Consider the following 24,769-nt stretch of genomic DNA (forward strand, 5'->3'; position numbering starts at 1 on the left):
GCGCGAACGGCTCAAGCAGCTTGCCAACAAAAAACGGCCCGGGCGCTCTTGCGCCCGGGCCGTCAAGTCCAGACCTTTCCGCTACACCGTTCGGAACCTGAAACGGGACCTTAACTGAACGGCATTAGGGCCTAAGCCCGTCTTTCCGTGATGCGTTCGCGCTGCCCGACGCCGGCGCCAGGCCGCGCGTCAGATCGATCCCAGCTCGCGGCGCAGAAACTCGTGGAAGTGCTGCATGCCGTCTTCCATCGGGCTCTGATACGGGCCGACTTCGGAAACGCCGCGCTCGAACAGCGCCCGGCGGCCAGCGTCCATGCGCTCGGCGATCTCGTCGTCTTCGACGGCGGTTTCCATATAGGCGGCGCGCTCGGCCTCGACGAACTCGCGCTCGAACAGCGTGATTTCCTCGGGGTAATAGAACTCGACGATGTTGGTCGTTTTCTGCGTGCCCTGCGGGATGAGCCACGAGACCACGAGCACGTGCGGATACCACTCGATCATGAGATTCGGGTAGTACACCATCCAGATCGCGCCGAACTCGGGCGGCACGCCGTTGCGAAAGCGCAGGACTTCGTCGTGCCACTTGCGGTACGTCGGGCTGCCCGGCTTGCCGAGGTGCTTGTGCACGCCGACCGTCTGCACGCTATACCACTCGCCGAACTCCCACTGGAGGTCGTCGCACGAGACGAAGTTGCCGAGGCCCGGGTGGAACGGCACGACGTGATAGTCTTCCAGATAGACCTCGATGAAGGTCTTCCAGTTGTAGTTGCACTCGTGCACCTCGACGTGATCGAACAGGTAGTCCGTGAAGTCGAGGTGTTTCGCCGGCCCAAGGCGCGCGAGATCGCGCGCGACGTCGCGGCCCGCGGATTCGAACAGCAGCCCGTTCCACTTCTGGAGCGGCGAGCTGTTCAGGTTCAGACACGGCTTGTCCGCGAAGTGCGGTGCGCCGAGCAGTTCGCCCTTGAGGTCATAGGTCCAGCGATGCAGCGGACATACAATGTTGTCTGCCGTGCCGCGACCGTTTAGCATGATGGCCTGGCGATGCCGGCACACGTTCGAGAGCAGCTCGATTTCGTTGCTCTTGTTGCGAACGAGCACGCGGCCTTCTTTTTCGCCGGGCAACGCAAAATAGTTTCCCGCCTCGGGCACCATGAGTTCGTGCCCGACGTAGCGAGGACCTTTCTGGAAAAGCGTGTCGATTTCGCGCTTGAGTAGCGCTTCGTCAAAATAAGCGGTGACTGGCAGCTGGCTGTGGATAGACTTCAGCTGCAATGCATTGCTCAGATTGGACATTCCCACTCCCGATGAAGACGTGAAAGCAGTGAACAACCCAACCATCGAAGATTCGATTTAGGGAGCCGGCGATTATACCCGGTTACCCCGTCATGGGGTAGCTAAGTGACTGATTTTTGCCAAAATTACACCGGAAAGACGGCAGGAATTCAGGAAATATGAGACAAAGGCACGGGTAATCGGGCCTTCTGGAACCGATTTGTACTGGCCCCGAGCGTGTGGTCGAGAGGGTACACAAGCCGGGGAGCGGGTCGAAAGGGACCTTTTGCCGTAGAATGTCCGCCTTGTTTCATTCTGGCGACGACTCATGGCGAAATCCGCATCGAAAGACCGCGCTGGCGCGGGCGAAAGCGCAGCCGGGCTGGCCGAGGGCGAAGCCCTGCCCGAGAGCTACGAGGCGGCGCTGGCGGAGCTCGACGGGCTCGTTGCACGCATGGAAGGCGGCAGCCTGAGCCTGGAAGAATCGCTTGCAGCCTACCGCCGTGGCGCGGCGCTCGTGCGCTTTTGCCAGCAGCAGCTCGAAAAGGTTGAACAACAGGTGCGCGTGCTCGACGGCGAGACGCTGCGGCCCGTGCCCCTCAATACGACAGACTCCGCAGCGGGCGGAGACGACGATCTATGACATTTGACCAATGGACCCGGCAGGTACTCGACCGGGTCGAAAGCGCGCTCGATCACTATTTGCCGGCTGCCGACGTGCTGCCGGCGCCGCTGCATGACGCCATGCGTTATGCCGTGATGGGCGGCGGCAAGCGGGTGCGTCCGCTCCTGTGCCACGCGGCGGGCGAACTCACGAACGCCACGCCGGAAGCGCTCGACGCGGCGGCCTGCGCGCTCGAAATGATCCACGTCTACTCGCTCGTGCACGACGACATGCCGTGCATGGACGACGACGACATGCGTCGCGGCAAACCCACCGTACACGTCAAATATGACGAACCGACGGCGCTGCTGGTGGGCGATGCGCTGCAGTCGCAAGCCTTCGTCACGCTGACCTCGGAAGTGCTCGGTGCCCAGCACCAGGCATCGCTCGTGCGCGAACTCGCGCTGGCCAGCGGCTCGATCGGCATGGCCGGCGGCCAGGCCATCGACCTCGCGAGCGTCGGCCATTCGCTCACCCGCGAGCAGCTCGAAACGATGCACCGCCTGAAGACCGGCGCGCTTCTGCGCGCCGCGGTCCGCATGGGCGCGCTGGCGGGCGAGACGCCTTCGGCGCAAAGCCTTGCCGCGCTCGACAAATACGCGGCGGCCGTGGGTCTCGCTTTTCAGGTGGTGGACGACATTCTCGACGTCACCGCCGACTCCGCAACGCTCGGCAAGACCGCGGGCAAGGACGCGAAGGACGGCAAGCCGACCTACGTGTCGATTATCGGTCTTGATGCCTCGCGTGCGCTCGCGCAGCAGTTGCGCGCCGACGCGCACGCGGCGCTCGAACCGTTCGGCGCGCGCGCTCAGCGCCTCGCCGAACTCGCTGACCTGGTGGTGAACCGGGTGAGCTGACCGCGCAACCCGCCCACGCGCATGAAACGGAAGTAATGCGCAGAAAAAGTGCGGGAGCGCCAGTTTTCCTACAATGGAACGACGATGTACGACTTGCTGAAAACCATTGACGACCCGGCGGATTTGCGCCGCCTTGATCGCCGCCAGTTGCAACCGCTTGCCGACGAACTGCGTGCCTTCGTTCTCGAAAGCGTCTCGCAGACGGGCGGCCACCTGTCGTCCAACCTCGGTACGGTCGAACTGACGATCGCGCTGCACTACGTGTTCGACACGCCGCGCGACCGCATCGTCTGGGACGTGGGCCATCAGACCTATCCGCACAAGATCCTGACGGGCCGTCGCGACCAGATGTCGACGCTGCGCCAACTCGGCGGCATTTCGGGCTTCCCGAAACGCGACGAGTCGCCGTACGACACGTTCGGCACCGCGCACTCGAGCACGTCGATTTCGGCGGCGCTCGGCATGGCTGTGGCGAGCAAGCTCAAGGGCGACAACGCCATGGGCATCGCCGTGATCGGCGACGGCGCGATGACGGCCGGCATGGCCTTCGAGGCACTGAACAACGGCGGCGTGGAAGACGATGTGCCGCTGCTCGTCATCCTCAACGACAACGACATGTCGATTTCGCCGCCGGTGGGCGCGCTCAATCGCCATCTCGCGCGCCTCATGTCGGGCCGCTTCTACGCCGCCGCACGCGCGGGCGTGGAGCGCGTGCTGCGCCATGCGCCGCCGGTGCTGGACCTCGCGCGCAAGCTCGAAGAGCACGCGAAGGGCATGATCGTGCCGGCTACGCTGTTCGAGGAATTCGGCTTCAACTACATCGGGCCGATCGACGGCCACGATCTGGATTCGCTGATCCCGACGCTGCAGAACATCAAGGAACTGCGCGGCCCGCAATTCCTGCACGTCGTGACGAAGAAAGGCCAGGGCTACAAGCTCGCCGAAGCCGACCCGGTCCTGTATCACGGTCCCGGCAAGTTCAACCCGGCCGAAGGCATCAAGCCGTCGACTACGCCCGCCAAGAAGACCTACACGCAGGTGTTCGGCGAATGGCTGTGCGACGCGGCTGAACTCGATTCGCGCGTGATTGGCATTACGCCGGCCATGCGTGAAGGCTCGGGCCTCGTTGAGTTCGAAAAGCGCTTCCCGGATCGCTACTACGACGTCGGTATCGCCGAGCAGCACGCAGTCACGTTCGCGGGCGGCATCGCGGCAGAAGGCTTGAAGCCCGTGGTCGCAATCTATTCGACGTTCCTGCAGCGCGCGTATGACCAGCTGATTCACGACGTGGCGCTGCAGAACCTGCCGGTTGTGTTCGCGATCGACCGCGCGGGTCTCGTTGGCGCGGACGGCGCAACGCACGCGGGCGCGTACGATCTCGCGTTCATGCGCTGCATTCCGAACATGATGATCATGGCGGCGTCGGACGAAAACGAATGCCGCCAGATGCTCTACACGGCGCTCCAGCAGGACTGCCCGACGGCCGTGCGCTACCCGCGCGGTGCGGGCACGGGCGTGGCGACCGTCAAGCAGATGGCCGCGCTGCCGGTGGGCAAGGGCGAAGTCCGCCGCGAGAGCAAGGCGCCGGCAGGCAGCCGTATCGCGATCCTCGCGTTCGGCACAATGGTTGCGCCGTCGCTCAAGGCCGCCGAGGAACTGGACGCCACCGTGGCGAACATGCGCTTCGTGAAGCCGCTCGACGCGGACCTCGTGAAGCAGCTCGCCGAAACGCACGACTACCTCGTGACCGTCGAGGAAGGCTGCATCATGGGCGGCGCCGGTTCGGCCTGCGTGGAAGCCCTCCTTGAAAGTGGGGTTATCAAGCCCGTACTACAATTGGGCCTCCCCGACCGCTTCATCGACCACGGCGACCCGGCGAAGCTGCTGGCGGGCTGTGGGCTCGACGCAGCAGGCATCGCGAAATCGATTCGCGAGCGCTTTCTCGACAAGGCAGTGTCCGGCAAGTCGGTGATGCGCGTTGCCTGAGGTCGATTGAGATCGCGATAGTTTGATTGGTGCGTTGCCCTCGCGGCAGCCCAATTCACATTTGAACTGGCGGGCGGGTTTCCTACCCGGCTTTCCGCCAGCAAACGCCGGCTCATGCCGGCGTTTGTTATTTGCGCGCCGCCTATGGCGCGGCTTGAGGATAAGAACATGAATCAGATGAACCCGGCCTTCGTGATGCCGGACGTCCAAAGCTCCGTCGATACCCGTCAGATCGTGATCCAGCGCGTCGGCGTGAAGGCCGTGCGCCATCCGCTCACGGTGAAGACGGCCGCGGGCGACGTCCAGCCGAGCGTCGGCACGTGGAATCTCGACGTTCATCTGCCGGCCGACCAGAAGGGCACGCACATGTCGCGCTTCGTCGCGCTGCTCGAAGAGAACAAGGCGCCGCTCGAACCCGCCACGTTCCGCGCGATGCTGGCCGCGATGCTCGCGAAGCTCGAATCGCAGGCGGGCCGTATCGAAGTGACGTTCCCGTACTTCGTGAAGAAAGTGGCGCCGGTGTCGGGCGTGGAAAGTCTGCTGGACTACGAAGTGACGCTCACGGGCGACGTGCGCAACGGACAGACGCGCCTGTTCCTCAAGGTGCTCGTGCCCGTGACGAGCCTGTGCCCGTGCTCGAAGAAGATCTCGCAGTACGGCGCGCACAACCAGCGCTCGCACGTGACGATGAACGTCGAGTTCGAAGGCGACCTGCCGGTGGAAGACCTCGTTCGCATCGCCGAACAAGAGGCGTCGTGCGAGCTGTGGGGCCTGCTCAAGCGTCCGGACGAGAAGTTCGTGACCGAGCGCGCGTATGAGAACCCCAAGTTCGTCGAAGACCTCGTTCGCGACGTCGCCGTGCGGCTGAACGCCGATGCGCGCGTGATCGCCTATACGCTCGAAGCCGAAAACTTCGAGTCGATCCACAATCACAGCGCCTACGCCGTGATCGAGCACGACAAGCGCGCCGCGTAAAGCGGGCCGCACAGGTTGCGCCGTCAACAAAAAAGCCGCCCTTGGGCGGCTTCTTTGCTTCTGCGGCGGCAAACGGCTTACTGCTGCGCGAGCGAGGTCAGATCCCAGCGCGGCTTCACCGTGAACGCGTAGTCGCGCGTGGCCTGCTCGGGCCAGCGCGCGAGGCGCAGCGCACCCGCGAGCGCGATCATCGCGCCGTTGTCGGTGCACAGCGACAGGTCCGGGTAATGCACCTCGAAGCCGCGCTTTTGCGCCGCCGCCGAAAGCGTCTCGCGCAATTGCTTGTTGGCGCCCACGCCGCCCGCCACCACGAGGCGCTTCATCTTCGTACGCTTGAGCGCGGCGAGCGATTTCGCGGCCAGCACCTCGACGGCTGCATCGACGAAACCGCGCGCGATGTCGGCCTTGCCCTGCTCGCAGATGTTCGTGCCGAGTTTCTTCACTTGCGTGAGCACAGCCGTTTTGAGGCCGCTGAAGCTGAAGTCGAGATCGCCCGAATGCAGCATCGGACGCGGCAGTTCGACCGCGCCCGGCGTGCCGAACTCGGCGAGGCGCGAGACTTCCGGGCCGCCCGGATAGCCGAGGCCGAGCAGCTTGGCCGTTTTGTCGAAGGCTTCGCCGGCGGCGTCGTCGAGCGTCTCGCCGAGGGTTTCGTAGACGCCCACGTCGGTCACGCGCATGAGTTGCGTATGGCCGCCCGACACGAGCAGCGCGACGAACGGAAACGGCGGCGGCGCATCGACCAGCAGCGGCGAAAGCAGGTGCCCTTCGAGGTGGTGAATCCCCACGGTCGGCCGGTTCCAGGCCATGGCGAGCGCATTGGCGATGCTCGCGCCCACGAGCAGCGCGCCGGCGAGGCCGGGGCCTTGCGTGAAGGCGATGGCGTCGATGTCGCTTTTCGCCGCGCCGCTCTTCGCGAGCACTTCTTCGAGCAGCGGCAGCGCGCGGCGGATATGGTCGCGCGAGGCCAGCTCCGGCACGACGCCGCCGTACTCGCGGTGCATGGCGATCTGCGAGTGCAGCGCGTGCGCGAGCAGGCCGCGCTCGCTGTCGTAGAGCGCGAGGCCGGTTTCGTCGCAGGAGCTTTCGATGCCGAGAACGAGCATGATGTGGGGCAGGGCAACGGCATTGCGCGGCACGAGCCCGCCAAAAACCGTCGCTAAATCAAGAATTAACAGAACGTAAAAGTATAGCAGCGTGCGTCGAAGCCGGTTGAGGGCGGCAAGCGGCGCTCCCCGCGGACAAGCCCCGCCGCCGCGCAGGTAGAATGCGCGCCATGGAATCTTTCGACATCGCCGTGATCGGCGCAGGGGCGGCCGGCATGATGTGCGCGGCGGTGGCGGGCCAGCAGGGCCGCCGCGTGGCGTTGATCGACCACGCGCCGCGCCTCGCGGAAAAAATCCGCATCTCGGGTGGGGGGCGCTGCAACTTCACGAACCTGCAGGCGAGCCCGGCCAACTATCTCTCTCACAACCCGCATTTCTGCCGGTCGGCGCTCGCGCGCTACACGCCGCGCGACTTCCTCGCGCTGCTGCGCCAGCATCGCGTGACCTGGCACGAAAAGCACAAGGGCCAGCTTTTCTGCGACCAGTCGAGCGAGGCGATCATCGACGTCCTGCGCGCCGAGTGCGACGCGGGCCAGGTGGCGTGGCGCCGGCCGCTGCCGGTGGAAGCGGTGAGCCACGCCGACGGCGCGGGCTTCACGCTCGGCACGCCACAGGGCGAGATCCACGCGAAAGCGCTGGTGATCGCGACGGGCGGCCTGTCGATCCCGAAGATCGGCGCAACCGACTTCGCGTATCGCATCGCGAAGCAGTTCGGCCACAAGCTCATCGACACGCGCCCCGCGCTCGTGCCGCTCACGTTCGCGCAGGACGAGTGGGCGCCCTATGTGCCGCTCGCGGGCGTTTCGCTCGAAGTCCACGTGGCGACGGGCGAGCGCAAGACCGGCGGCGCGTTCGACGAGGACCTGCTCTTCACGCATCGCGGCCTTTCTGGTCCCGGCGTCTTGCAGATTTCGAGCTTCTGGCAGCCGGGCCAGCCGATCCGCGTGAACCTGCTGCCCGAGCACGATCCGGGGGCGGCGCTGATCGAAGCCAAGGGCGCGACGAAACGCCAGATCGCCAACCTGCTCGCCGAGTGGGTGCCGTCGCGCCTCGCACACGTGTGGCTGGAGGCGCATCAGGTGAAGGCCGACGCGCGGATCGCCGATCTGCCCGATAAAACGCTGCGCAAGATCGGCGAAGGGCTCGCCCAGTGGACGCTCACCCCCACGGGCACCGAAGGCTACAAGAAGGCCGAAGTCACGCGCGGCGGCGTGGACACGCGCGAACTCTCGTCGGCGACGATGATGAGCCAGCGCGTGCCGGGCCTCTATTTCATAGGCGAAGCCGTGGACGTGACGGGCTGGCTCGGCGGCTACAACTTCCAGTGGGCTTGGGCCTCGGGCGTCGCGGCCGGGGAAGCCGCCGCCGAATATTCGCTGGGCGCTGGCTGATTTTCTGACCGATACGCCGTGCCGAATCTCTCGCGGTTGACCCTTGTCATTGTTGGCTCGGCGTCCGAGGTTCACGCTTGAATGCCTGACCCACGAGGAAAAGGTACGAAACGTGAATCGAGAGGAACAGCAGCACAGCGTGCAAATGCGCGGGCCCCTGCGGCGAATCATGATTGCCGTGGACGATTCGAAGGCATCGACGCAGGCACTGCGTTTCGCGTCGCGCGTGGTGCCGCGCGACGCCCAGGTGCGTATCGTCTGCGCGGCCGAACAGCCGGATGCGTGGAATGCGGGCGGCGCTTACACCGCGGGCGATGCGTGGATGACGGGCGCGCTCAACGCGGCGCGCGACGAATATCTCCACGCCGCCGAGCGCACGCTCGAGCACGCGATGTCGGCGTTCAACGGACAAGTCGCGCTGGTCGAAGGGCAGGTGGTCGGTCTGTCCGCCGAAGCAGGCGCTGTCGTGCCTGCGCTCGCCAATGCGGCGCGCGACTGGCAGGCCGACATGCTGGTCGTCGGCACGCGGCACCAGGGGCGCATGAAGCGCTGGGTCGACGGATCGGTTTCGGGCGCGCTCGCGGTTTGCGCGCCTTGCCCGCTGCTGGTCGTGCCCGTGGAGTACGAAGAAACGAACGGTCACGCGCCGCTCGCCCGCATTCTGGTGGCGACGGACGGCAGCCCGGCCTCGGCGCAGGCGATCGACGCGGCGTTGTGGCTGGCCGAGCCGCAAGCCACGTTGCGCGCGGTTTATGTCGTCGATCGCAGCAGCGTGGCCGGCGACCCGGTGCCCGGTTCGGTGCTGGAAGATGCGCTCGCCGACCTCGGGCGCAAGGCGCTGGCCAGCGCACACACGCAGCTCGACGTGTCAGGCCGCGCCTATGAAACGGCGCTCGTGGCCACCGGGCGCATGCGCGACGACGTTGCCCACGCCGTGTTGCGCGAAGCGCGGGACTGGCAGGCCGATCTCGTCGCGCTCGGCACGCAGGGCCGGCGGGGTGTCGCGCGCTGGCTGCTCGGCAGCGTCGCCCAGCGCGCCATCGAGATCACGCATGTGCCGTTGCTGCTGGTCGGGCCGGGCGCTGCCTGATGCTGCGCAGCCCCGCCGGGGAAGGCTCTGCGGGCGGTCGGTGCGGCTGCCGGAATTGGGGTTTCCCCCCAAACCGGCACGCGATGCGCAAATCCGGAACTGCTATACTCAATCTTCTTTACCCCCGATCCGTTATTGGAAAATGACGACCATCCGCGTAAAAGAAAACGAACCCTTTGAAGTCGCCATGCGCCGCTTCAAGCGCACGATCGAGAAGAACGGTCTCCTGACCGAGCTTCGCGCGCGCGAGTTCTACGAGAAGCCCACGGCTGAACGCAAGCGCAAGAAGGCGGCGGCGGTGAAGCGCCACTTCAAGCGTCTGCGCAGCCAGATGTTGCCGAAGAAGCTGTACTGATTCCGGCGTAGCCGTGGCGCGTGGCCGCGCAGTTCCAGCGTGGGCCTCGCGTAGATTTTGCGGCAACGTGGACAGCCGGTCCGCGGCCTCTGATTTCATCGCGCAACGCGGCCGCCGCTGTCCTCTGGTGTGGTCGCAACCATGTCGAATTTGCGCCAACCCGCCTGGAAGCGTTTCCAGGCGGGTTTTTGCATTCCAGCAACCCCAACGTATTTCAGGTGAGTGATGAGTCTCAAAGACCAGATCAACGACGACATGAAAACCGCGATGCGTGCGCGCGAAAGCGAACGCCTCGCCACGATTCGTCTGCTGCTCGCCGCTATCAAGCAACGTGAAGTCGACGATCGTGTGACGCTCGACGACGCGGGCATCACGGCCGTCATCGACAAGATGATCAAGCAGCGCAAGGACTCGATCAGCCAGTTCGAGGCCGCGGGCCGCACCGATCTCGTCGAGAAGGAGGCCGCCGAGCTGGTCGTCCTGACCGCCTACATGCCCGCGCAGCTCTCGGACGCCGAGATCGCCGCCGAAGTGCAGGCCGCCGTCGCCCAGGTGGGCGCAGCCGGTCCGCAGGACATGGGCAAGGTGATGGGCGTGCTCAAGCCGAAGCTGGCCGGGCGCGCCGACATGACGGCCGTTTCCGGGCTCGTCAAAGCCGCGCTCTCGAAGTAAGCGCACCCGGCTCGCACGCGGCGCCGGCCCGGCCCAGGGCGACGCCGCGAGGCCCGTACGTCACGCGTATGTCACGTATAGGGCCGCGCGAGCCCCGGCTGCTCAAGCGCGCTCGCTTCGATGATTCCGCATTCGTTCCTGCAAGACCTGCTGAACCGCGTCGATATCGTCGACGTGGTGGGTCGCTACGTGCAGCTCAAGAAGGGCGGCGCGAACTTCATGGGCTTGTGTCCGTTCCACAACGAGAAGAGCCCTTCGTTCACGGTTAGTCCAACCAAGCAGTTCTATCACTGCTTCGGCTGTGGCGCGCACGGCACCGCCATCGGCTTCCTCATGGAGCACGCCGGACTGACTTTCCCTGAAGCCGTCGAGCAACTCGCCCAGTCGGTCGGCCTGACCGTGCCGCAAGAGCCTTCGCCCATGCGCGGCGGCGGCGGCGCGGGCGGCTATGCGCCGGCAGCCTCGAAGGCCGTCACCACCGCGCTCTCCGATGTCATGCAGACCGCCTGCGACTACTACCGCAAGCAGCTGCGCAGCGCGACCAACGCCATCCAGTACCTCAAGAAGCGCGGCCTCACGGGCGAAATCGCCGCGCGCTTCGGCCTCGGCTACGCGCCCGATGGATGGCAGAACCTCGAATCTGCGTTTGCCAATTATCGCGACGATGCGCTGGTCGAGGCGGGCCTCGTGATCGTCAGCGAAAAGCAGGACGCGCAAGGCCAGGCGCGCCGCTACGACCGCTTCCGCGACCGCGTGATGTTCCCGATCCGCAACGTGAAGGGTCAGGTCATCGGCTTTGGCGGCCGCGTGCTGGACGGCGGCGAGCCGAAGTATTTGAATTCCCCGGAAACGCCGCTATTTAACAAGGGCAGCGAACTGTACGGATTGTTCGAGGCGCGCCTCGCGATCCGGGAACAGCGCTATGTTCTGGTGGTCGAGGGGTATATGGATGTCGTCGCGCTCGCGCAGCTGGGTTTCCAGAACGCCGTGGCGACGCTCGGCACCGCGTGCACGCCGATCCACGTGCAGAAGCTCATGCGTCAGACCGACACGGTGATCTTCAGCTTCGACGGCGACTCGGCGGGCCGCCGCGCCGCGCGCCGTGCGCTCGACGCGTGCCTGCCGCACGCGGCCGATAACCGCACGATCCGCTTCCTGTTCCTGCCCCAGGAGCACGACCCCGACAGCTATGTGCGCGAATTCGGCGCCGAGGCGTTCTCGGAGCAGGTCGAGCGGGCCATGCCGCTGTCCCAGTTCATGCTCAACGAGGTGCTGGCGGACAAGGAACTGGACCAGCCGGAAGGGCGCGCCCGGGCGCTGTTCGACGCAAAGCCGCTGCTGCAGCAGCTGCCGGCGAACGCCCTGCGGGCGCAGATCATGCACATGTTCGCGGACCGCCTGGACGTGCCGTTCGAGGAAGTGGCCGCGCTGTGCGAAGTCGACGCGCGCATTGCCCAGGCGGCGCGCCAGGCGCCCGCACGCAAGGACCGGCACCTTGTGACCGGTATCGAGCGCAAGGCGCTGCGCAACCTCGTGATGCATCCGCGCATCGTGCTGCAACTGGAAGAAGAGGCCGAAAAAGCGCTGATTGGACTGACGCGCCACGGCGAGCTGTTCGAGGAAGTGACTACTCACGCGCGGGCGCTGGGCGACTCGGCGGAATTTCAGCTCCTTTCGGACCTGCTGAGAAATGGGGCCAATGCTCCAACCTTCGAGGAGATTTTTCGCGAAATTCTGGACTATGATGAAAACGTTCGGGATTTGCTGATGAAAAATCCGGAAGATGGCGCTGCAGTAGAGGAGCGCCGCGAGCAGGAGCGGCTCGTGAGCGAAGAATTGACGGCGGCAATCCTGAAAATGCGGTACGACGCCTGTTGCGATCGCCTGGACGCGCTTTCGCGGCAGTCGCGACATACGCCTGAGGAACTTGCCGAATTGATGTCACTGAATCAGACGCGGGCTGACATGAAACGTCAGCTCGGTTTGTAAGGGAAGGACCGCACAGGGGGATTATTGCCCTGCGTGCTAAAATAACAGGTTTTCAGCGGTTTGTTTTTGTTTTTTCCGGGTGGGCATAATGGGTTGGGGTAATCCGTGAATGTCCAGTTTTCCAGCAAGGGGCGGAATGGCAATGGCAAAGACTACAGGCGGAAAAAAGGCAACAGGCAAGGGCTCGACGGAGCCGACCAGCAAGGTCACAGAGGCCACAGTTGCCAGTTCTTCCGCCCGGTCGTCGGGCAGTGAGTCCACCAACCGTTCGGAACCGGCTACCCGGAAGAGGTCGATGACTGTTTCGGCTGCGCGAGCAGCGCCTGTCCGTGCGGCGAAAGCCGCTACGCAGCCGGCAACGAAGCGGTCCGGTTCGAGAAGTGCAAGGGAAGTGCCTGCCGTCGAGGACGATGCGGCAGAGCGCGAGGCTCAAGCATCCACGGTTCAAGAGGCTGTTGTCCAGCAGCCGCGAGTCGAGACACTAGCCGGTACGGCGAACTCCATGACGAAAAAGCTGAATGAAGTACCCGTCGATGACGACGCAAACCAGAGCGAAGACAGCACCCCCGCCGCGGGCAAGGTCGAAAAGACCACCCGCGCGCGCGACCGGCGAGCGAAGGAAAAGGCGCTGCTGAAAGACGCATTTGCGTCGTCGCAGCCCGGCACCGTCGAGGAGCTCGAGGAGCGCCGCACGAAGCTGCGTGCGCTCATCAAGCTCGGCAAGGAGCGCGGCTTCCTCACCTATGCGGAAATCAACGATCACCTTCCGGACAACTTCACGGAAACCGAGGCGATCGAAGGCATCATCAGCACGTTCAACGACATGGGCGTGGCCGTCTACGAGCAGGCGCCCGACGCCGAAACGCTGCTGCTCAACGACAACGCGCCCAACGCTTCCTCGGACGACGAAGTGGAAGAGGAAGCGGAAGTCGCGCTCTCCACCGTCGACTCCGAATTTGGCCGCACGACCGACCCGGTGCGCATGTACATGCGCGAAATGGGCACGGTCGAGCTCCTCACGCGCGAGGGCGAAATTGAAATCGCCAAGCGCATTGAAGACGGCCTCAAGCACATGGTCATGGCGATCTCCGCCTGCCCGACCACCATTGCCGACATCCTCGCCATGGCCGAACGCGTGGCGAACGACGAGATTCGCGTGGACGAGCTCGTCGACGGCCTGATCGATCCGAACGCCGAAGACACCGACGGCTTCAACGCCAAGGAAGCGGAAGAGATCGAGAACGAGGACGAAGAGGAAGAGGCCGAAGAGGAAGAAGAAGAGGAGGAGGAAGAGGACGACGGCGCGGCGCAGGCGACGGCCAATGCGGCGCAGCTCGAAGCCCTCAAGCGTGCCTCGCTCGAAAAGTTCGCGCTCATCAGCGAGTGGTTCGACAAGATGCGCCGCGCGTTCGAGAAGGAAGGCTACAAGTCGAAGTCTTACCTCAAGGCGCAGGAAACCATCCAGAACGAGCTGATGTCGATCCGCTTCACGGCGCGTACGGTCGAGCGCCTGTGCGACACGCTGCGTGCGCAGGTGGACGAAGTGCGCCAGGTCGAACGCCAGATTCTTCACACGGTCGTGGACAAGTGCGGCATGCCGCGCTCGGAGTTCATCGCGCGTTTCCCGGGCAATGAAACCGACCTCGAATGGTCGGAGAAGATCGTCGGCGAGAGCCATGTGTATAGCGGCATCCTTTCGCGCAACATTCCGGCCATCCGCGAACAGCAGCAGCGCCTGCTCGATCTGCAGGCGCGCGTGGTGCTGCCGCTCAAGGACCTGAAGGAAACTAACCGCCAGATGGCGGCCGGTGAACTCAAGGCGCGCCAGGCGAAGCGCGAGATGACCGAGGCGAACCTGCGTCTCGTGATCTCGATTGCGAAGAAGTACACGAACCGTGGCCTGCAGTTCCTCGACCTGATCCAGGAAGGCAACATCGGCCTGATGAAGGCGGTGGACAAGTTCGAATATCGTCGCGGCTACAAATTCTCGACCTACGCGACGTGGTGGATCCGTCAGGCCATCACGCGCTCGATCGCGGACCAGGCCCGCACGATCCGCATTCCGGTTCATATGATCGAAACGATCAACAAGATGAACCGCATTTCGCGGCAGATCCTGCAGGAAACCGGTCTCGAGCCGGATCCGGCAACGCTCGCAGAGAAGATGGAAATGCCGGAGGACAAGATCCGCAAGATCATGAAGATCGCGAAGGAGCCGATCTCCATGGAAACGCCGATCGGCGACGACGACGATTCGCATCTGGGCGACTTCATCGAGGACAACAACACGGTGGCGCCTGCCGACGCCGCGCTGCACGCCTCGATGCGCGATGTCGTCAAGGACGTGCTCGACTCGCTCACGCCGCGCGAGGCGAAGGTGCTGCGCATGCGCTTCGGTATCGAAATGAGCACCGATCACACGCTCGAAGAGGTGGGCAAGCAGTTCGACGTGACGCGCGAACGCATTCGCCAGATCGAAGCGAAGGCGCTGCGCAAGCTGCGCCACCCGAGCCGTTCGGACAAGCTCAAGTCGTTCCTTGAAGGGAATTGAGTTTGATTAGTTTTAATGCACAGAAGTCATGTGCAAGATGGCCAGGCCGACCCGCTTTCGTGTAGTATGTCGGCCTGTCGTCGAAAAGCCCGGCCTTTGGGTAGACCGGGCTTTTTTGTTGATACGTCATCGTTGTTTCGTTGTCGCTACGCCTCGTAGCTTCGTGGGCCGGACGCCGTGTTGGTTGCAGGCAGCGGACTCATAATCCGCCTCCGAAAGGACGTCGTGGGTTCGAACCCCACCCGGCCCACCAAGGGTTTCAGCGATCGCTGCCCTGACCGCCACCAGAGCTCTCTCATCTGGTCGGCCTGAACTTTTCCCCTCGCCTTTTCGCTCTTGCCTGATTGTCCCGGGCTCACCCCTTGCCGCCGATAAAAGCCGGCAGGGCGACGGCCGTTGGCCATCCATCACCAGGGACATTCCTGGTGCGGCTTTTTGGGTTCCAGCTTGACCTCGCGTATTCCTGTGTGTGAATATTCATTCACCGCAGTGAATTTTGTGCGTGCGCTCACGTTGAGCCAGAACGCAGGACATCCCCGTTCTCCACTGTCAGACACCACTTGGCAATTCAGCAATCGGCATCAATCAGTCAGTAGTACAGATCGAAATGGACACTCCTTCATCTCCAGCAGCTGGATCCCTGCACGGCCTGCGCGTCGTGGACCTGTCCCGTGTTCTCGGCGGCCCCTACTGTACGCAGATTCTCGCCGACCACGGCGCAGAAGTGATCAAGATCGAGCCGCCCGGCGGCGATGAAACGCGCGGCTGGGGGCCGCCGTTCGATGGCGAGACCGCTTCGTACTTCCAGGGCGTCAATCGCAACAAGCTGGGCGTCGTGCTGGATCTCACCCAGCCGGCGGAGCGCGAACGGCTGCTCGCGCTGCTCGAAACGGCGGACGTCCTCGTCGAGAACTTCAAGATCGGCACGCTCGAGCGCTGGGGGCTCGGTTACGACAGCGTGCTCGCCACGCGCTTTCCCCGGCTCGTCCATTGCCGCGTGTCCGGCTTCGGCGCGGACGGTCCGCTCGGCGCCTTGCCCGGCTACGACGCGGCGATCCAGGCGATGACCGGGCTCATGAGCGTCAACGGCGAGGCAGGCGGCGCGCCGCTGCGCGTCGGCGTGCCGATCGTCGATCTCGTGACGGGACTCAATGCGGCCCTCGGCGTCCTGATGGCGTTGCGCGAGCGCGAGGTAAGCGGGCGCGGCCAGTTCGTCGAATCCACGCTGTTCGATTGCGCGCTCTCGATCCTCCACCCGCACACGCCCAACTACTTCTATTCGGGCAAGGAGCCGCGGCGTACCGGCAACGCCCATCCGAACATTACGCCTTACGACATGTTCCACACCGGCAGCGGCGACATCTTCCTCGCGGTCGGCAACAACACGCAGTTCGCGGCGCTCTGCCGTCTGATCGACGTCGCGCACCTCGCCGACGATCCACGCTTCGCCGACAATCGCTCGCGCAGCCAGCACCGGAACGAACTGCGCGCGGAACTCGAACAACGTTTCGCCGGCTGGGATGGCCCACAGCTTGCCGACCTGCTCGTGCGCCACGGCGTGCCCTGTGCGCCGGTGCTCGGCGTGGGGGCGGCGCTCGCGCATCCGCACGTCGACCACTGCGCAATGAAGGTCGAGATGGGGACCTACCGCGGCATTGCCTCGCCGATCAAGCTGGGCCGCACGCCGGCCACTTACCGGAGCGCGCCGCCGGCACTCGACGAACACGCGGCGCAGGTCTTCGGCGAACGAACACGCGAGACCTAGCCCGCGCATCGACAGGCAGCCGGACATAACCACAACGGCGGCGCACGCAACGCCGCGCAGGAGACAGCAATGGCATCCACCCACGAGGCAAGCAGTCGTACGCACAGGGAGACCGGTTCATGCTCGCGCTAATTGGAACGCTCGCGATCATCGCCCTGTTCACGCTGATCATCACGAAGCGGCTCTCGCCGCTCGTCGCGCTGATCGCCGTGCCGATCGTCGCCGCACTCGCCGCGGGATTCGGGTTCTCCACCGCGAAATTCATCGTTCACGGGGTGCAGAACATCGGTCCGGTTGCGGGGATGTTCGTCTTTGCGATTCTTTTCTTCGGCATCCTGACGGATGCGGGCATGCTCGATCCGATCATCAACGGCGTGCTGCGCGTGGTGGGCTGCCATCCTCCGCGCATCGTCATGGGCTCCGCACTGCTGGCGCTGCTTATCCACCTCGATGGGTCGGGCGCCGTCACGTTCCTCGTCACGCTGCCCGCGATGATGCCGCTTTATACCCGCCTCGGTCTCGACCGCCGGATTCTCGCGTGCGTCGCCTCGATGGCCGCGGGCGTCAACTTCCTTCCCTGGGTCGGGCCCATGCTGCGCGCTTCCGCGGCCCTGCATATTCCGGGCACCGTGATCTTCTATCCGATGATTCCCGTGCAGATCGTCGGCCTGGTTTTCGTGTTCGGCACGGCGTACGTGCTCGGCAAGCGCGAGGAGAAGCGCCTTGGCCTCACACGCGAGCATGCCGCCGGCATTGCCGCCACCCCGCGCGTGCTCACGCCGGAGGAACTCGCGTTGCGCCGGCCCGAGCGCTTCTGGATCAATCTGGTGCTCACGCTGGTCGTGCTCGTGACACTCGTGTCGGGCGTCGTCGATCCCATGGTCATGTTCATGATCGGCACAGTGCTGGCGCTGGTGATCAACTATCCGGATGTGAACCAGCAGCGCGAACGCGTCGACGCGCATGCGAAGGCGGCCCTGATGATGGCGAGCGTGCTGCTTGCGGCGGGGGCGTTCACGGGCATCATGACCGGCACCGGCATGCTCAATGCCATGGCCGAAGTGGTCGTGCAGCATGTGCCCGCCGATCACGCGCGCCATATGCCGTTCGTGCTGGGACTCGTTTCGATGCCGCTCAGCCTGCTGTTCGACCCCGATTCGTTTTACTTCGGCATCCTGCCGGTTCTGGCAAAGAGCGGGGAAATGCTGGGCGTGCCGTCCGTGCAGATGGCGCAGGCGGCGCTCCTCGGTCAGATGACCACCGGCTTTCCCGTCAGCCCGCTCACGCCGGCGACCTTCCTGATCGTCGGCCTGACGGGCGTGGAACTCGCCGAGCATCAGAAGTTCACGATTCCATTCCTGTTCGCCGCCACGGTGCTGATGGTGTTCACCGCGGTGCTGGTGGGCGTATTCCCGCTGTAACACCGTATTCGTTTCTGCCTTGAGAGGAAGTCCGCATGAATTTCAACCTCAATGAAGACCAGCAGTCGATCGTCGCCGCAATCGAAAAGATCTGCGAGCGCTTCGACGACAGCTACTGGCTCGAACGCGACCGCGAAGGTGGCTTCCCGCACGACTTTCACCGCGCACTCGCCGATGCCGGCTGGCTTGGTATAGCGATGTCGCCAGAGTTCGGCGGCTCGGGGCTCGGCATGACCGAGGCGGCTCTGATGATGCGCACGATCAGCGCTTCCGGCGCGGGCCTTTCGGGCGCGTCGGCCGTGCATATGAACATCTTCGGGCTCAATCCGGTGCAGGTGTTCGGCAGCGAAGCACAGAAGCAGCGGTTTCTTCCGCCGCTCATTGAGGGCCGCGACAAGGCGTGTTTCGCTGTGACCGAGCCCGACGCCGGCCTCGACACGACACACCTGAAAACCCAGGCCGTGCGCGATGGCGATCACTACGTGCTCACCGGCCGCAAGATCTGGATCTCCACAGCGCAGGTCGCGAACAAGATGCTCATCATCGCGCGCACGACGCCGCTGGACCAGGTGGCGAAGCCGACCGATGGTCTGAGCCTTTTCTATACCGACCTCGACCGCACGCGCGTCGAAGTCCGCGAGATCGAGAAGATGGGCCGCAAGGCCGTCGATTCGAACATGCTTTTCATCGACGGCCTGCGCGTGCCGGTGGACGACCGCATCGGGGAGGAGGGCAAGGGCTTCCACTATCTGCTGCATGGCCTGAATCCGGAGCGCATCCTGATCGCCTCGGAAGCGGTCGGGCTCGGCCAGGCAGCGCTGCGCCACGCAACGCAGTATGCGAAGGACCGTGTCGTGTTCGGACGTCCCATCGGGCAGAACCAGGCGATCCAGCATCCGCTCGCGCAGGCGTGGATGGCGCTCGAGGCGGCGAACCTGATGGTGATGAAGGCCGCCACGCTGTACGACGCGGGCGAGCCGTGCGGCGCCGAAGCCAACGCCGGAAAATACCTCGCCGCCGAAGCCGCGTTCCAGGCGTGTCAGACGGCCATTGCCACGCTGGGCGGCATGGGTTACGCGAAGGAATACCACGTCGAACGCTATTTGCGGGAGTGTATGATTCCAAGGCTCGCGCCCGTCAGCCCGCAAATGATCATGTGCTTCATCGCGGAGAAGGTGCTCGGGCTGCCGAAGTCTTACTGAACCGTGCAAGGGGGATCGCGCCGCCTTGCGATCGAATGCCCGACCCAAGCCCGACCCAAGCCCGACCCACGCCCGATCCATGGACGTCAAACTCGTTGCCCGCACGCTCGACCTGTTCGAGCTCTTCGCCGCCGAACAGAGGCCGCTGGCGCTCGCCGAAATGGCGCGGCTTCTGGAGGTGCCGTCGTCGAGTTGCCTCGCGCTTGCCCGCACGCTCGTGAGCCGCGGCTATCTCTACGAAGTGCGCAAGCGGGGCGGCTACTATCCCACGCGGCGTCTGCAACTGCTCGCCAACGCGATCAATGCCGTCGATCCGGTGGTGCAAATGTTGCATCCCCGGCTTGTCGAGCTGCGCGACGCGACGGGAGAAACCATCGTGCTTGGCAAGATCCATGGCACGCAGGTCATCTATCTCGACGTGGTCGAATCGGAGAAGGCCGTACGCTATGCCTGCGCGCCCGGGTCACTGCGCCCGTTGCATGCGAACTCGATTGGCAAGGTGATTTGCGGCGAACTCGATGCGTCGACGCGCGAAGCACTCTGCGCGAAGCTCCATTTCGAGCGATTCACGGCTGCCACGGTCGCCGACTGTGCCACGTTCATCGATCAGGTCGGCGCTGCACATGAGCGAGGCTGGTACGCGAATATCGGCGAGAGCGCGCCCGAGCTTTCGGCGGTGGCCGTCGCTCTCGATTTCGGCGGCGACCTGTACGGTCTCTCGATTGGCGGCCCGACCGAAAGGATCCGTGACCAGCTGAGCGAGCACGTGGCGACGCTGATCACGGCGAAGCAGCAGATTCTTTTGACCTGGCAAAAAAGCGAGGCGGACTGAGCGTCAGCGTTGTGACGTTGACGCGCGGATCGAAATACCCGAGGAACCTGCGTTGCACCTGTGCGCTAACCGTGCGTGTCGACCCACGCCTTTGCCCAGGCGATTCCCGCGTCCTGCGCTTCTTCCTCCGAATCGAACAGGTCGAGGACGCCGGAAGTGCAGATGAGCTTGTTACCCTGGATGATGGTCCCGCCACCCGCGTAGCGCTCCGGCGTCAGCAGCTCTGCCTGTTGCGCGATGGCGTGACCCCACAAATCGTAGCCTTTGTATGTCTCTCGTTCCATCTTTCTGGTGCCCGAAGACGGGAGCCGTTGCCTATCTCGTTCTCATCTTAACTTCTCTCATCGACAAGGGCATACCGTCAAGCGCCGTGGCGGCAGCGTGCGCCGCCGAATCGCCGGCCAGGCAAGGCTTTCGACATGTCGGCGTTGTTTAAGCTCGATTTAAGTGACGCTACGTACTCTTCGAAAGAATCCTTGAGTGGACAACGACTCGAGGCATCCATAGATGCGAAGAGGTTCAAATGGTGTACCTGATTACCGACCTGACGATGGTCGAAAGCTACGGCCGCATCAAGGCTGACAGCGGCAAGGACGCGCTGGAAGCGTTTGCGCTCAGCAACGGCTTCGTCAACCTGATGGAGTTCGCCTCCGCCCGGCCCACGTTCGTCAACGACTTGATGGCTGTTCAACTGCAATAAGGAATACTGACGTGGCCATGACTTTGGGGCAGGCCCTCGTGCACGCTGAGCAGCTGGAAGTCTACGGGGTGATTTCCAGAACGGCGCAGGCGCTCATCCGGCTGAAGCAGGAGTACCGCGAGGTAGTCGGCGCGGAAAAATACGAGCAGATTATCGAGGAAGCGGGCCTGGCGCATCCGGACTCGCAGTGACCCCGGGGGGGCGCCGGTCGCTACTTTTGCGACTCGAGCATGTCGAGGTTGGCTTGCGCGGTCTCCTCGGGATGCATCGAGCAGTAAGCGTCGAAGAGGGTCGAGCATAGTTGCGCGAGTGCCGCGAGATTCACAGCCTGGCCCGCATGTTCAACTTCCCCGGCGTTGAGTATGTCGTCAACGACGGGGGCGAGACGGCGCAGTCGCCGGAAAGTCTCCGCATCGATTTCCATTGCACTTCTCGTGTTCAAGCGCCAGGGCGCACTCGACAAACCCTTACGGTAACACTTCAACGACGCGCCCGCAGAATGCGGCTTCGGCAAAAGCTGAATACCCGACGCTGATCTTACCCTTTGGGGCGATGTTGACGCGTTGCACAATCAAGACGCACGCCAGTCAGATTCGGCCGCAGCGTCAGCATGGCGCTGAAGTGTCGGACCATCCGATATGGCCCGATAACGGGCACAAGATCGGATCCATCCACACCGGGTAGTTTATTGTGCAATGCACAGAAACAACGCCTTTTCACCGGCCGACAAAGGGAATACCCTTAGAGAATTCCCCTATCGGAGGCTTGTGGTTGTGTCGACTCTTCTCGAGCAGGACGGGCTGGTAGCGACCTGGCGTCGGATGCACCCCAGCGCAGATTCCGGGGCGTGGGAATGCTGTGAACTCGATGGCCGCGGTGAAGCGGTGCCGCATCCTAAACCCTCGGCACGGCGGCAGATCGTTCTCACCGACGTGTACTGCCAGATCGCCGAGCAGATCGGTCACGTGGCGGCGATGTCGGTTGCCGTGGCGACGCCGTCATTTGGCATCCGCGTACCCGACGTCGTCTGGATGCCGCCTGAAAAGTGGGAAGGGTTTGACCGGGACGATCCCGTTCCGTTTGTGCCGGATCTGTGCGTCGAGGTGCTCCTCGACCGCAAGTATGCACATGACATCGGCGCGCGGGTCAGGGCGTACCTGGAGGGCGGCGCCCAGGAGGTCATCGTCGTCGGCCAGCGCGGAGAGCTGCAATTCTATGGCGCCAATGGACTGCGGCAAACTTCGCAGTTCGGCATCACGCTCACACTGGAGCGGATGTACTTCGAAGCGTTCGCTCCGTCTTCGCACTGATTCAAACGTGAGCGTCGGCCGACGCTCACCACTCCACCAGCAGTACTGACTAATCCAGCGCGAAATCCGCCGGGGCCTCCGGCTCCCTGGCGTAACGGAACACGTTCAAATCGTCGTGCTCGATAGCGGGCTTTCTACCTGAAATCAGGTCGGCGAGTAGCTGCGCCGAACCACACGACATGGTCCAGCCAAGCGTGCCATGGCCCGTGTTCAGGAAGAGGTTGGGCACGGCGGTGCGGCCGACAATGGGCGTGCCGTCCGGCGTCATCGGCCGCAGCCCGGTCCAGAACGTCGCCTTCGATGTATCGCCGCCGCCCGGGAACAGGTCGTTCACGCACATTTCGAGTGTCTCGCGGCGGGCCTCGCGCAGGCGCTTGTCGAACCCGACGATTTCGGCCATGCCGCCCACGCGAATGCGTTTATCGAAACGCGTGATGGCGATCTTGTAGGTCTCGTCGAGGACAGTCGAGACAGGGGCGCGTGCCTCGTCCACGATAGGCACCGTGATGGAATATCCCTTGAGCGGGTAGACCGGAATCTTCACGAGGCCTGACAGGAAGCTCGTCGAATACGAGCCAAACGCGACAACGAACGCGTCGGCGTGAATGAGCCTGGTTCCGTGACGCACGCCAACGACCTTGCAGTCTTCGACGACGAGCGTATCGACGGTCGTGTTGTAGCGGAACGTTACGCCGGCCTCCGCGGCGAGAGCGGCAAGCCGGGTCGTGAACAGTTGGCAGTCGCCTGTCTCGTCGCCGGGCAAGCGAAGACCGCCGGTCAATTTATGCGAGGCCGCGGCGAGGGCCGGCTCGGCCCGCGAGAGTTCGCTTGCAGTGAGCAACTCGTAGGGAACGTTCGCCTCTTTCAGTACGGCGATGTCCTTTGCCGCGCCGTCGTACTGCTGCTGCGTCCGGAAGACCTGCAGCGTGCCGCCGGTCCGTCCTTCGTACTGGATACCGGTTTCGGCGCGCAGCGCCATCAGGCAATCGCGGCTGTACTGCGCGAGCCGCACCATGCGGTTCTTGTTGATGGCGTAGCGCTCCGCCGTGCAGTTCTGCAGCATCTGCCACATCCACTGGAGCTGGAACTGCTTGTCCGCGTCATCCGGGCGGATGGCGAGCGGGGCATGCTTCTGGAACATCCATTTAACGGCTTTGAGCGGCACGCCAGGGGCCGCCCACGGCGCCGCGTATCCCGGAGAAATCTGCCCGGCGTTCGCGAAGCTCGTCTCTAACGCGGGACCTTGCTCGCGGTCGATGACAGTGACTTCATGACCGGCGCGCGCCAGATAGTACGCGCTCGTCACGCCGACGACCCCGCTACCCAATACCAGAACTCGCATATCCGTCGTCTCCCCAGCCAGGAGGCCGCACATATCTGACAAACGCTGCCGGTATTCGATCCGGCAGTCGATGTATGAATGCTAGCGACATGCGAGCAGTTTTCAATAATGTTTAGTTGGCCCTTTCTGGTTGAAATAGCCATGCCGACTGGAGGAGGCCGGATGTTTTCAAACCGGCACGCGGCCGGCGGCTTTGACGGCGAAAAGGCCGAAGCGATTCTGCAGGGCGGCGATGCCGATCTGGTTGCGTTCGGTCGTCACTTCATTGCGAATCCCGATCTTCCGGAGCGGCTCCGTCGCAAGCTGTCGCTCAACCCGTCGTAGGCACAAGCGATAGCCTGAACCAGGAGCCACCCAATTGCGCGAACTCGGCGCGATATTGGGCTCGTTTCGGGCAATTGGTTCAGCGCGTCTACGCCTACACTGTCTTTCATGGAGCGAGACGTTGGCTTCATCCCAGGATTCCCCTCCTGCGGTCGAGTTGGACCATACCGTGTACCCGTTGCAGAACAGCAGTCCGGCAGTTGTCGTCGTAGGTGGCAGAGTTGAGCGGTCAATGTCGAAGCACGACGCTGTCAAATCAATCAGGAGTGCAGGGCATCACGCAGTTGAAGTACCGCGTCATTCAGGCATCATGTGATTGCAAGTCCAGGCCGCTTACATCGGAACGGGTGTGAGCGGCCGCCGCGCATCGGCCGGGGGTGTCGTGTACCGAATGCCCGTTTCCGGCCGAACATTGATTCGCTGCGCCATTAGCGCTACCTTTACGTCTATCCTGGTCGTCGAGTTCCAATCAACGCGGGGAGAGTCGTTTCGTGAAGAGAGCGTGGGTTTTCCCTTGCGTCGTCGCCATGAGCGCGATCCTTGGCGGATGCGGCAAGGAGAGTTCGCGAAACGCCACCGAGGCGTCGGGCGCCTCCGCGAGCCAGGCGCCGGGTCAGCCAGCGCAGGGCGCAAGCGGTACTCCCGCCGCATCAGGCACGCAAGCGCCTGGCGCGCTAGGCACCATCACCAAGGCACAGTTGCCGGGCGAAGCGGCCGAGACACTGCGGCTGATCAAGGCGGGCGGCCCCTTTCCTTTCGCGGACGACGGCGTCCTGTTCCGTAACACGGCGCAATTGCTGCCGAAGCATCCGCGCGGCTACTACCACACATACACGGTGCGCACCCCGGGCATGACGGATCGCGGGCAGCGCAGGATCGTATGCGGCGGACCGCGCAAGCAGACCAGCGACTGCTATTACACCGACGACTACTACGTCAGTTTCAAACGCATTGCCGAATAA

The 24,769-nt window shown here is 63.9% G+C and carries 24 protein-coding genes, 1 tRNA gene and 1 pseudogene; 20 read left to right on the forward strand and 6 right to left on the reverse strand.

The features are described 5' to 3' along the window. Positions 1 to 189: 189 nt before the first annotated feature. Positions 190 to 1,296: an aromatic ring-hydroxylating dioxygenase subunit alpha gene (locus tag AB4Y40_RS13395; protein WP_368688098.1), complete on the reverse strand. Its 1,107-nt coding sequence runs from the start codon at positions 1,294 to 1,296 to the stop codon at positions 190 to 192. Between the two features lie 307 nt (positions 1,297 to 1,603). On the opposite strand from AB4Y40_RS13395, the gene AB4Y40_RS13400 reads away from it, so the two are divergent. The 4 genes from AB4Y40_RS13400 to folE2 all read left to right on the forward strand — a co-directional run bounded on the left by AB4Y40_RS13400 (position 1,604) and on the right by folE2 (position 5,757). Then, positions 1,604 to 1,918, forward strand: coding sequence for an exodeoxyribonuclease VII small subunit (locus AB4Y40_RS13400; RefSeq protein ID WP_368688099.1), 315 nt, complete (start codon positions 1,604 to 1,606; stop codon positions 1,916 to 1,918). Then, positions 1,915 to 2,796, forward strand: a complete 882-nt coding sequence (locus AB4Y40_RS13405) for a farnesyl diphosphate synthase (protein ID WP_342918589.1) — start codon at positions 1,915 to 1,917, stop codon at positions 2,794 to 2,796. The genes AB4Y40_RS13400 and AB4Y40_RS13405 overlap by 4 nt, the downstream gene beginning before the upstream one ends. A gap of 84 nt (positions 2,797 to 2,880) precedes the next feature. Further along, positions 2,881 to 4,782, forward strand: a complete 1,902-nt coding sequence (dxs, locus tag AB4Y40_RS13410) for a 1-deoxy-D-xylulose-5-phosphate synthase (protein WP_368688100.1) — start codon at positions 2,881 to 2,883, stop codon at positions 4,780 to 4,782. A 168-nt stretch (positions 4,783 to 4,950) separates the two neighbouring features. Continuing rightward, entirely contained in the window at positions 4,951 to 5,757 is an 807-nt protein-coding gene (gene folE2 / locus AB4Y40_RS13415; protein WP_368688101.1) for a GTP cyclohydrolase FolE2, read from the forward strand. 77 nt (positions 5,758 to 5,834) lie between these two features. Here folE2 and tsaD read toward each other — a convergent pair whose 3' ends face one another. After that, positions 5,835 to 6,863: a tRNA (adenosine(37)-N6)-threonylcarbamoyltransferase complex transferase subunit TsaD gene (gene tsaD, locus AB4Y40_RS13420; RefSeq protein WP_110386183.1), complete on the reverse strand. Its 1,029-nt coding sequence runs from the start codon at positions 6,861 to 6,863 to the stop codon at positions 5,835 to 5,837. A 170-nt stretch (positions 6,864 to 7,033) separates the two neighbouring features. Here tsaD and AB4Y40_RS13425 point away from each other — a divergent pair, with 170 nt between their 5' ends. The 5 genes from AB4Y40_RS13425 to dnaG all read left to right on the forward strand — a co-directional run bounded on the left by AB4Y40_RS13425 (position 7,034) and on the right by dnaG (position 12,360). Then, positions 7,034 to 8,254: an NAD(P)/FAD-dependent oxidoreductase gene (locus tag AB4Y40_RS13425; RefSeq protein WP_368688102.1), complete on the forward strand. Its 1,221-nt coding sequence runs from the start codon at positions 7,034 to 7,036 to the stop codon at positions 8,252 to 8,254. 169 nt (positions 8,255 to 8,423) lie between these two features. Beyond that, complete coding sequence (locus tag AB4Y40_RS13430) at positions 8,424 to 9,344, forward strand: universal stress protein (RefSeq protein ID WP_368688103.1); 921 nt, start codon at positions 8,424 to 8,426, stop codon at positions 9,342 to 9,344. Positions 9,345 to 9,486: 142 nt separating this feature from the next. Continuing rightward, on the forward strand, positions 9,487 to 9,699 hold the full coding sequence (gene rpsU / locus AB4Y40_RS13435; RefSeq protein WP_013434742.1) for a 30S ribosomal protein S21: 213 nt from the start codon (positions 9,487 to 9,489) through the stop codon (positions 9,697 to 9,699). A 225-nt stretch (positions 9,700 to 9,924) separates the two neighbouring features. Continuing rightward, complete coding sequence (locus AB4Y40_RS13440) at positions 9,925 to 10,371, forward strand: GatB/YqeY domain-containing protein (RefSeq protein ID WP_069261329.1); 447 nt, start codon at positions 9,925 to 9,927, stop codon at positions 10,369 to 10,371. 120 nt (positions 10,372 to 10,491) lie between these two features. After that, entirely contained in the window at positions 10,492 to 12,360 is a 1,869-nt protein-coding gene (gene dnaG / locus AB4Y40_RS13445) for a DNA primase (RefSeq protein WP_368688104.1), read from the forward strand. Positions 12,361 to 12,396: 36 nt separating this feature from the next. Here the strand turns inward: dnaG and AB4Y40_RS13450 are convergent, their stop codons facing one another. Further along, complete coding sequence (locus tag AB4Y40_RS13450) at positions 12,397 to 12,621, reverse strand: hypothetical protein (protein WP_368688105.1); 225 nt, start codon at positions 12,619 to 12,621, stop codon at positions 12,397 to 12,399. A 34-nt stretch (positions 12,622 to 12,655) separates the two neighbouring features. Here AB4Y40_RS13450 and rpoD point away from each other — a divergent pair, with 34 nt between their 5' ends. From rpoD to AB4Y40_RS13480, 6 genes are all read left to right on the forward strand, one after another. Beyond that, positions 12,656 to 14,911: an RNA polymerase sigma factor RpoD gene (rpoD, locus tag AB4Y40_RS13455; RefSeq protein WP_368688106.1), complete on the forward strand. Its 2,256-nt coding sequence runs from the start codon at positions 12,656 to 12,658 to the stop codon at positions 14,909 to 14,911. Positions 14,912 to 15,076: 165 nt separating this feature from the next. After that, positions 15,077 to 15,164, forward strand: a tRNA-Ile gene (locus tag AB4Y40_RS13460). Between the two features lie 354 nt (positions 15,165 to 15,518). After that, positions 15,519 to 16,676, forward strand: a complete 1,158-nt coding sequence (locus tag AB4Y40_RS13465) for a CaiB/BaiF CoA transferase family protein (protein ID WP_368688107.1) — start codon at positions 15,519 to 15,521, stop codon at positions 16,674 to 16,676. A 119-nt stretch (positions 16,677 to 16,795) separates the two neighbouring features. Further along, a complete protein-coding gene (locus tag AB4Y40_RS13470) occupies positions 16,796 to 18,097 on the forward strand; it encodes a CitMHS family transporter (protein ID WP_368688108.1) in 1,302 nt (433 codons plus the stop codon). A gap of 35 nt (positions 18,098 to 18,132) precedes the next feature. After that, positions 18,133 to 19,299: an acyl-CoA dehydrogenase family protein gene (locus tag AB4Y40_RS13475; RefSeq protein ID WP_368688109.1), complete on the forward strand. Its 1,167-nt coding sequence runs from the start codon at positions 18,133 to 18,135 to the stop codon at positions 19,297 to 19,299. Between the two features lie 79 nt (positions 19,300 to 19,378). Beyond that, positions 19,379 to 20,131, forward strand: coding sequence for an IclR family transcriptional regulator (locus AB4Y40_RS13480; RefSeq protein WP_368688110.1), 753 nt, complete (start codon positions 19,379 to 19,381; stop codon positions 20,129 to 20,131). Positions 20,132 to 20,196: 65 nt separating this feature from the next. On the opposite strand, the gene AB4Y40_RS13485 is transcribed toward AB4Y40_RS13480, so the two are convergent. Continuing rightward, on the reverse strand, positions 20,197 to 20,415 hold the full coding sequence (locus AB4Y40_RS13485) for a hypothetical protein (protein ID WP_069266156.1): 219 nt from the start codon (positions 20,413 to 20,415) through the stop codon (positions 20,197 to 20,199). 239 nt (positions 20,416 to 20,654) lie between these two features. On the opposite strand from AB4Y40_RS13485, the gene AB4Y40_RS13490 reads away from it, so the two are divergent. Together AB4Y40_RS13490 and AB4Y40_RS13495 are read left to right on the forward strand one after the other, a co-directional pair. Then, a complete protein-coding gene (locus AB4Y40_RS13490; protein ID WP_368688111.1) occupies positions 20,655 to 20,831 on the forward strand; it encodes a hypothetical protein in 177 nt (58 codons plus the stop codon). 11 nt (positions 20,832 to 20,842) lie between these two features. Further along, positions 20,843 to 21,022, forward strand: a complete 180-nt coding sequence (locus tag AB4Y40_RS13495; RefSeq protein ID WP_368688426.1) for a hypothetical protein — start codon at positions 20,843 to 20,845, stop codon at positions 21,020 to 21,022. A 20-nt stretch (positions 21,023 to 21,042) separates the two neighbouring features. On the opposite strand, the gene AB4Y40_RS13500 is transcribed toward AB4Y40_RS13495, so the two are convergent. Further along, positions 21,043 to 21,255 (reverse strand): hypothetical protein, encoded by a 213-nt coding sequence (locus AB4Y40_RS13500; protein WP_342918612.1) that lies wholly within the window; start codon positions 21,253 to 21,255, stop codon positions 21,043 to 21,045. Between the two features lie 349 nt (positions 21,256 to 21,604). Here AB4Y40_RS13500 and AB4Y40_RS13505 point away from each other — a divergent pair, with 349 nt between their 5' ends. Further along, the gene (locus AB4Y40_RS13505; protein ID WP_368688112.1) at positions 21,605 to 22,141 is read left to right on the forward strand and encodes a Uma2 family endonuclease; all 537 of its coding nucleotides are present in this window, start codon (positions 21,605 to 21,607) and stop codon (positions 22,139 to 22,141) included. A 49-nt stretch (positions 22,142 to 22,190) separates the two neighbouring features. On the opposite strand, the gene AB4Y40_RS13510 is transcribed toward AB4Y40_RS13505, so the two are convergent. Next, positions 22,191 to 23,525 (reverse strand): D-amino acid dehydrogenase, encoded by a 1,335-nt coding sequence (locus AB4Y40_RS13510; protein WP_368688113.1) that lies wholly within the window; start codon positions 23,523 to 23,525, stop codon positions 22,191 to 22,193. 138 nt (positions 23,526 to 23,663) lie between these two features. Between AB4Y40_RS13510 and AB4Y40_RS13515 the strand changes: the two are divergent. Both AB4Y40_RS13515 and AB4Y40_RS13520 read left to right on the forward strand, forming a co-directional pair. Further along, positions 23,664 to 23,801, forward strand: a pseudogene (locus AB4Y40_RS13515) (alkene reductase); the annotation flags it as partial. 497 nt (positions 23,802 to 24,298) lie between these two features. Then, positions 24,299 to 24,769 carry a ribonuclease domain-containing protein gene (locus AB4Y40_RS13520; RefSeq protein ID WP_368688114.1) on the forward strand — a complete coding sequence of 157 codons (471 nt, stop codon included), beginning with the start codon at positions 24,299 to 24,301 and terminating at the stop codon, positions 24,767 to 24,769.

It is taken from the genome of Paraburkholderia sp. EG287B, assembly GCF_040965595.1.
Lineage (GTDB): Bacteria > Pseudomonadota > Gammaproteobacteria > Burkholderiales > Burkholderiaceae > Paraburkholderia.

What these genes read in the sequence shown, in the direction of transcription:
- AB4Y40_RS13440 (WP_069261329.1), top strand. Translation starts at nt 9,925, where the DNA reads ATGAGTCTCAAAGACCAGATCAACGACGACATGAAAACCGCGATGCGT.
- rpsU (WP_013434742.1), top strand. Translation starts at nt 9,487, where the DNA reads ATGACGACCATCCGCGTAAAAGAAAACGAACCCTTTGAAGTCGCCATG.
- AB4Y40_RS13480 (WP_368688110.1), top strand. Translation starts at nt 19,379, where the DNA reads ATGGACGTCAAACTCGTTGCCCGCACGCTCGACCTGTTCGAGCTCTTC.
- AB4Y40_RS13485 (WP_069266156.1), bottom strand. Translation starts at nt 20,415, where the DNA reads ATGGAACGAGAGACATACAAAGGCTACGATTTGTGGGGTCACGCCATC.
- AB4Y40_RS13425 (WP_368688102.1), top strand. Translation starts at nt 7,034, where the DNA reads ATGGAATCTTTCGACATCGCCGTGATCGGCGCAGGGGCGGCCGGCATG.
- AB4Y40_RS13405 (WP_342918589.1), top strand. Translation starts at nt 1,915, where the DNA reads ATGACATTTGACCAATGGACCCGGCAGGTACTCGACCGGGTCGAAAGC.
- tsaD (WP_110386183.1), bottom strand. Translation starts at nt 6,863, where the DNA reads ATGCTCGTTCTCGGCATCGAAAGCTCCTGCGACGAAACCGGCCTCGCG.
- AB4Y40_RS13465 (WP_368688107.1), top strand. Translation starts at nt 15,519, where the DNA reads ATGGACACTCCTTCATCTCCAGCAGCTGGATCCCTGCACGGCCTGCGC.
- AB4Y40_RS13470 (WP_368688108.1), top strand. Translation starts at nt 16,796, where the DNA reads ATGCTCGCGCTAATTGGAACGCTCGCGATCATCGCCCTGTTCACGCTG.
- rpoD (WP_368688106.1), top strand. Translation starts at nt 12,656, where the DNA reads ATGACTGTTTCGGCTGCGCGAGCAGCGCCTGTCCGTGCGGCGAAAGCC.
- dnaG (WP_368688104.1), top strand. Translation starts at nt 10,492, where the DNA reads ATGATTCCGCATTCGTTCCTGCAAGACCTGCTGAACCGCGTCGATATC.
- AB4Y40_RS13400 (WP_368688099.1), top strand. Translation starts at nt 1,604, where the DNA reads ATGGCGAAATCCGCATCGAAAGACCGCGCTGGCGCGGGCGAAAGCGCA.
- AB4Y40_RS13430 (WP_368688103.1), top strand. Translation starts at nt 8,424, where the DNA reads ATGATTGCCGTGGACGATTCGAAGGCATCGACGCAGGCACTGCGTTTC.
- AB4Y40_RS13500 (WP_342918612.1), bottom strand. Translation starts at nt 21,255, where the DNA reads ATGGAAATCGATGCGGAGACTTTCCGGCGACTGCGCCGTCTCGCCCCC.
- folE2 (WP_368688101.1), top strand. Translation starts at nt 4,951, where the DNA reads ATGAATCAGATGAACCCGGCCTTCGTGATGCCGGACGTCCAAAGCTCC.
- AB4Y40_RS13490 (WP_368688111.1), top strand. Translation starts at nt 20,655, where the DNA reads ATGGTGTACCTGATTACCGACCTGACGATGGTCGAAAGCTACGGCCGC.
- AB4Y40_RS13475 (WP_368688109.1), top strand. Translation starts at nt 18,133, where the DNA reads ATGAATTTCAACCTCAATGAAGACCAGCAGTCGATCGTCGCCGCAATC.
- dxs (WP_368688100.1), top strand. Translation starts at nt 2,881, where the DNA reads ATGTACGACTTGCTGAAAACCATTGACGACCCGGCGGATTTGCGCCGC.
- AB4Y40_RS13395 (WP_368688098.1), bottom strand. Translation starts at nt 1,296, where the DNA reads ATGTCCAATCTGAGCAATGCATTGCAGCTGAAGTCTATCCACAGCCAG.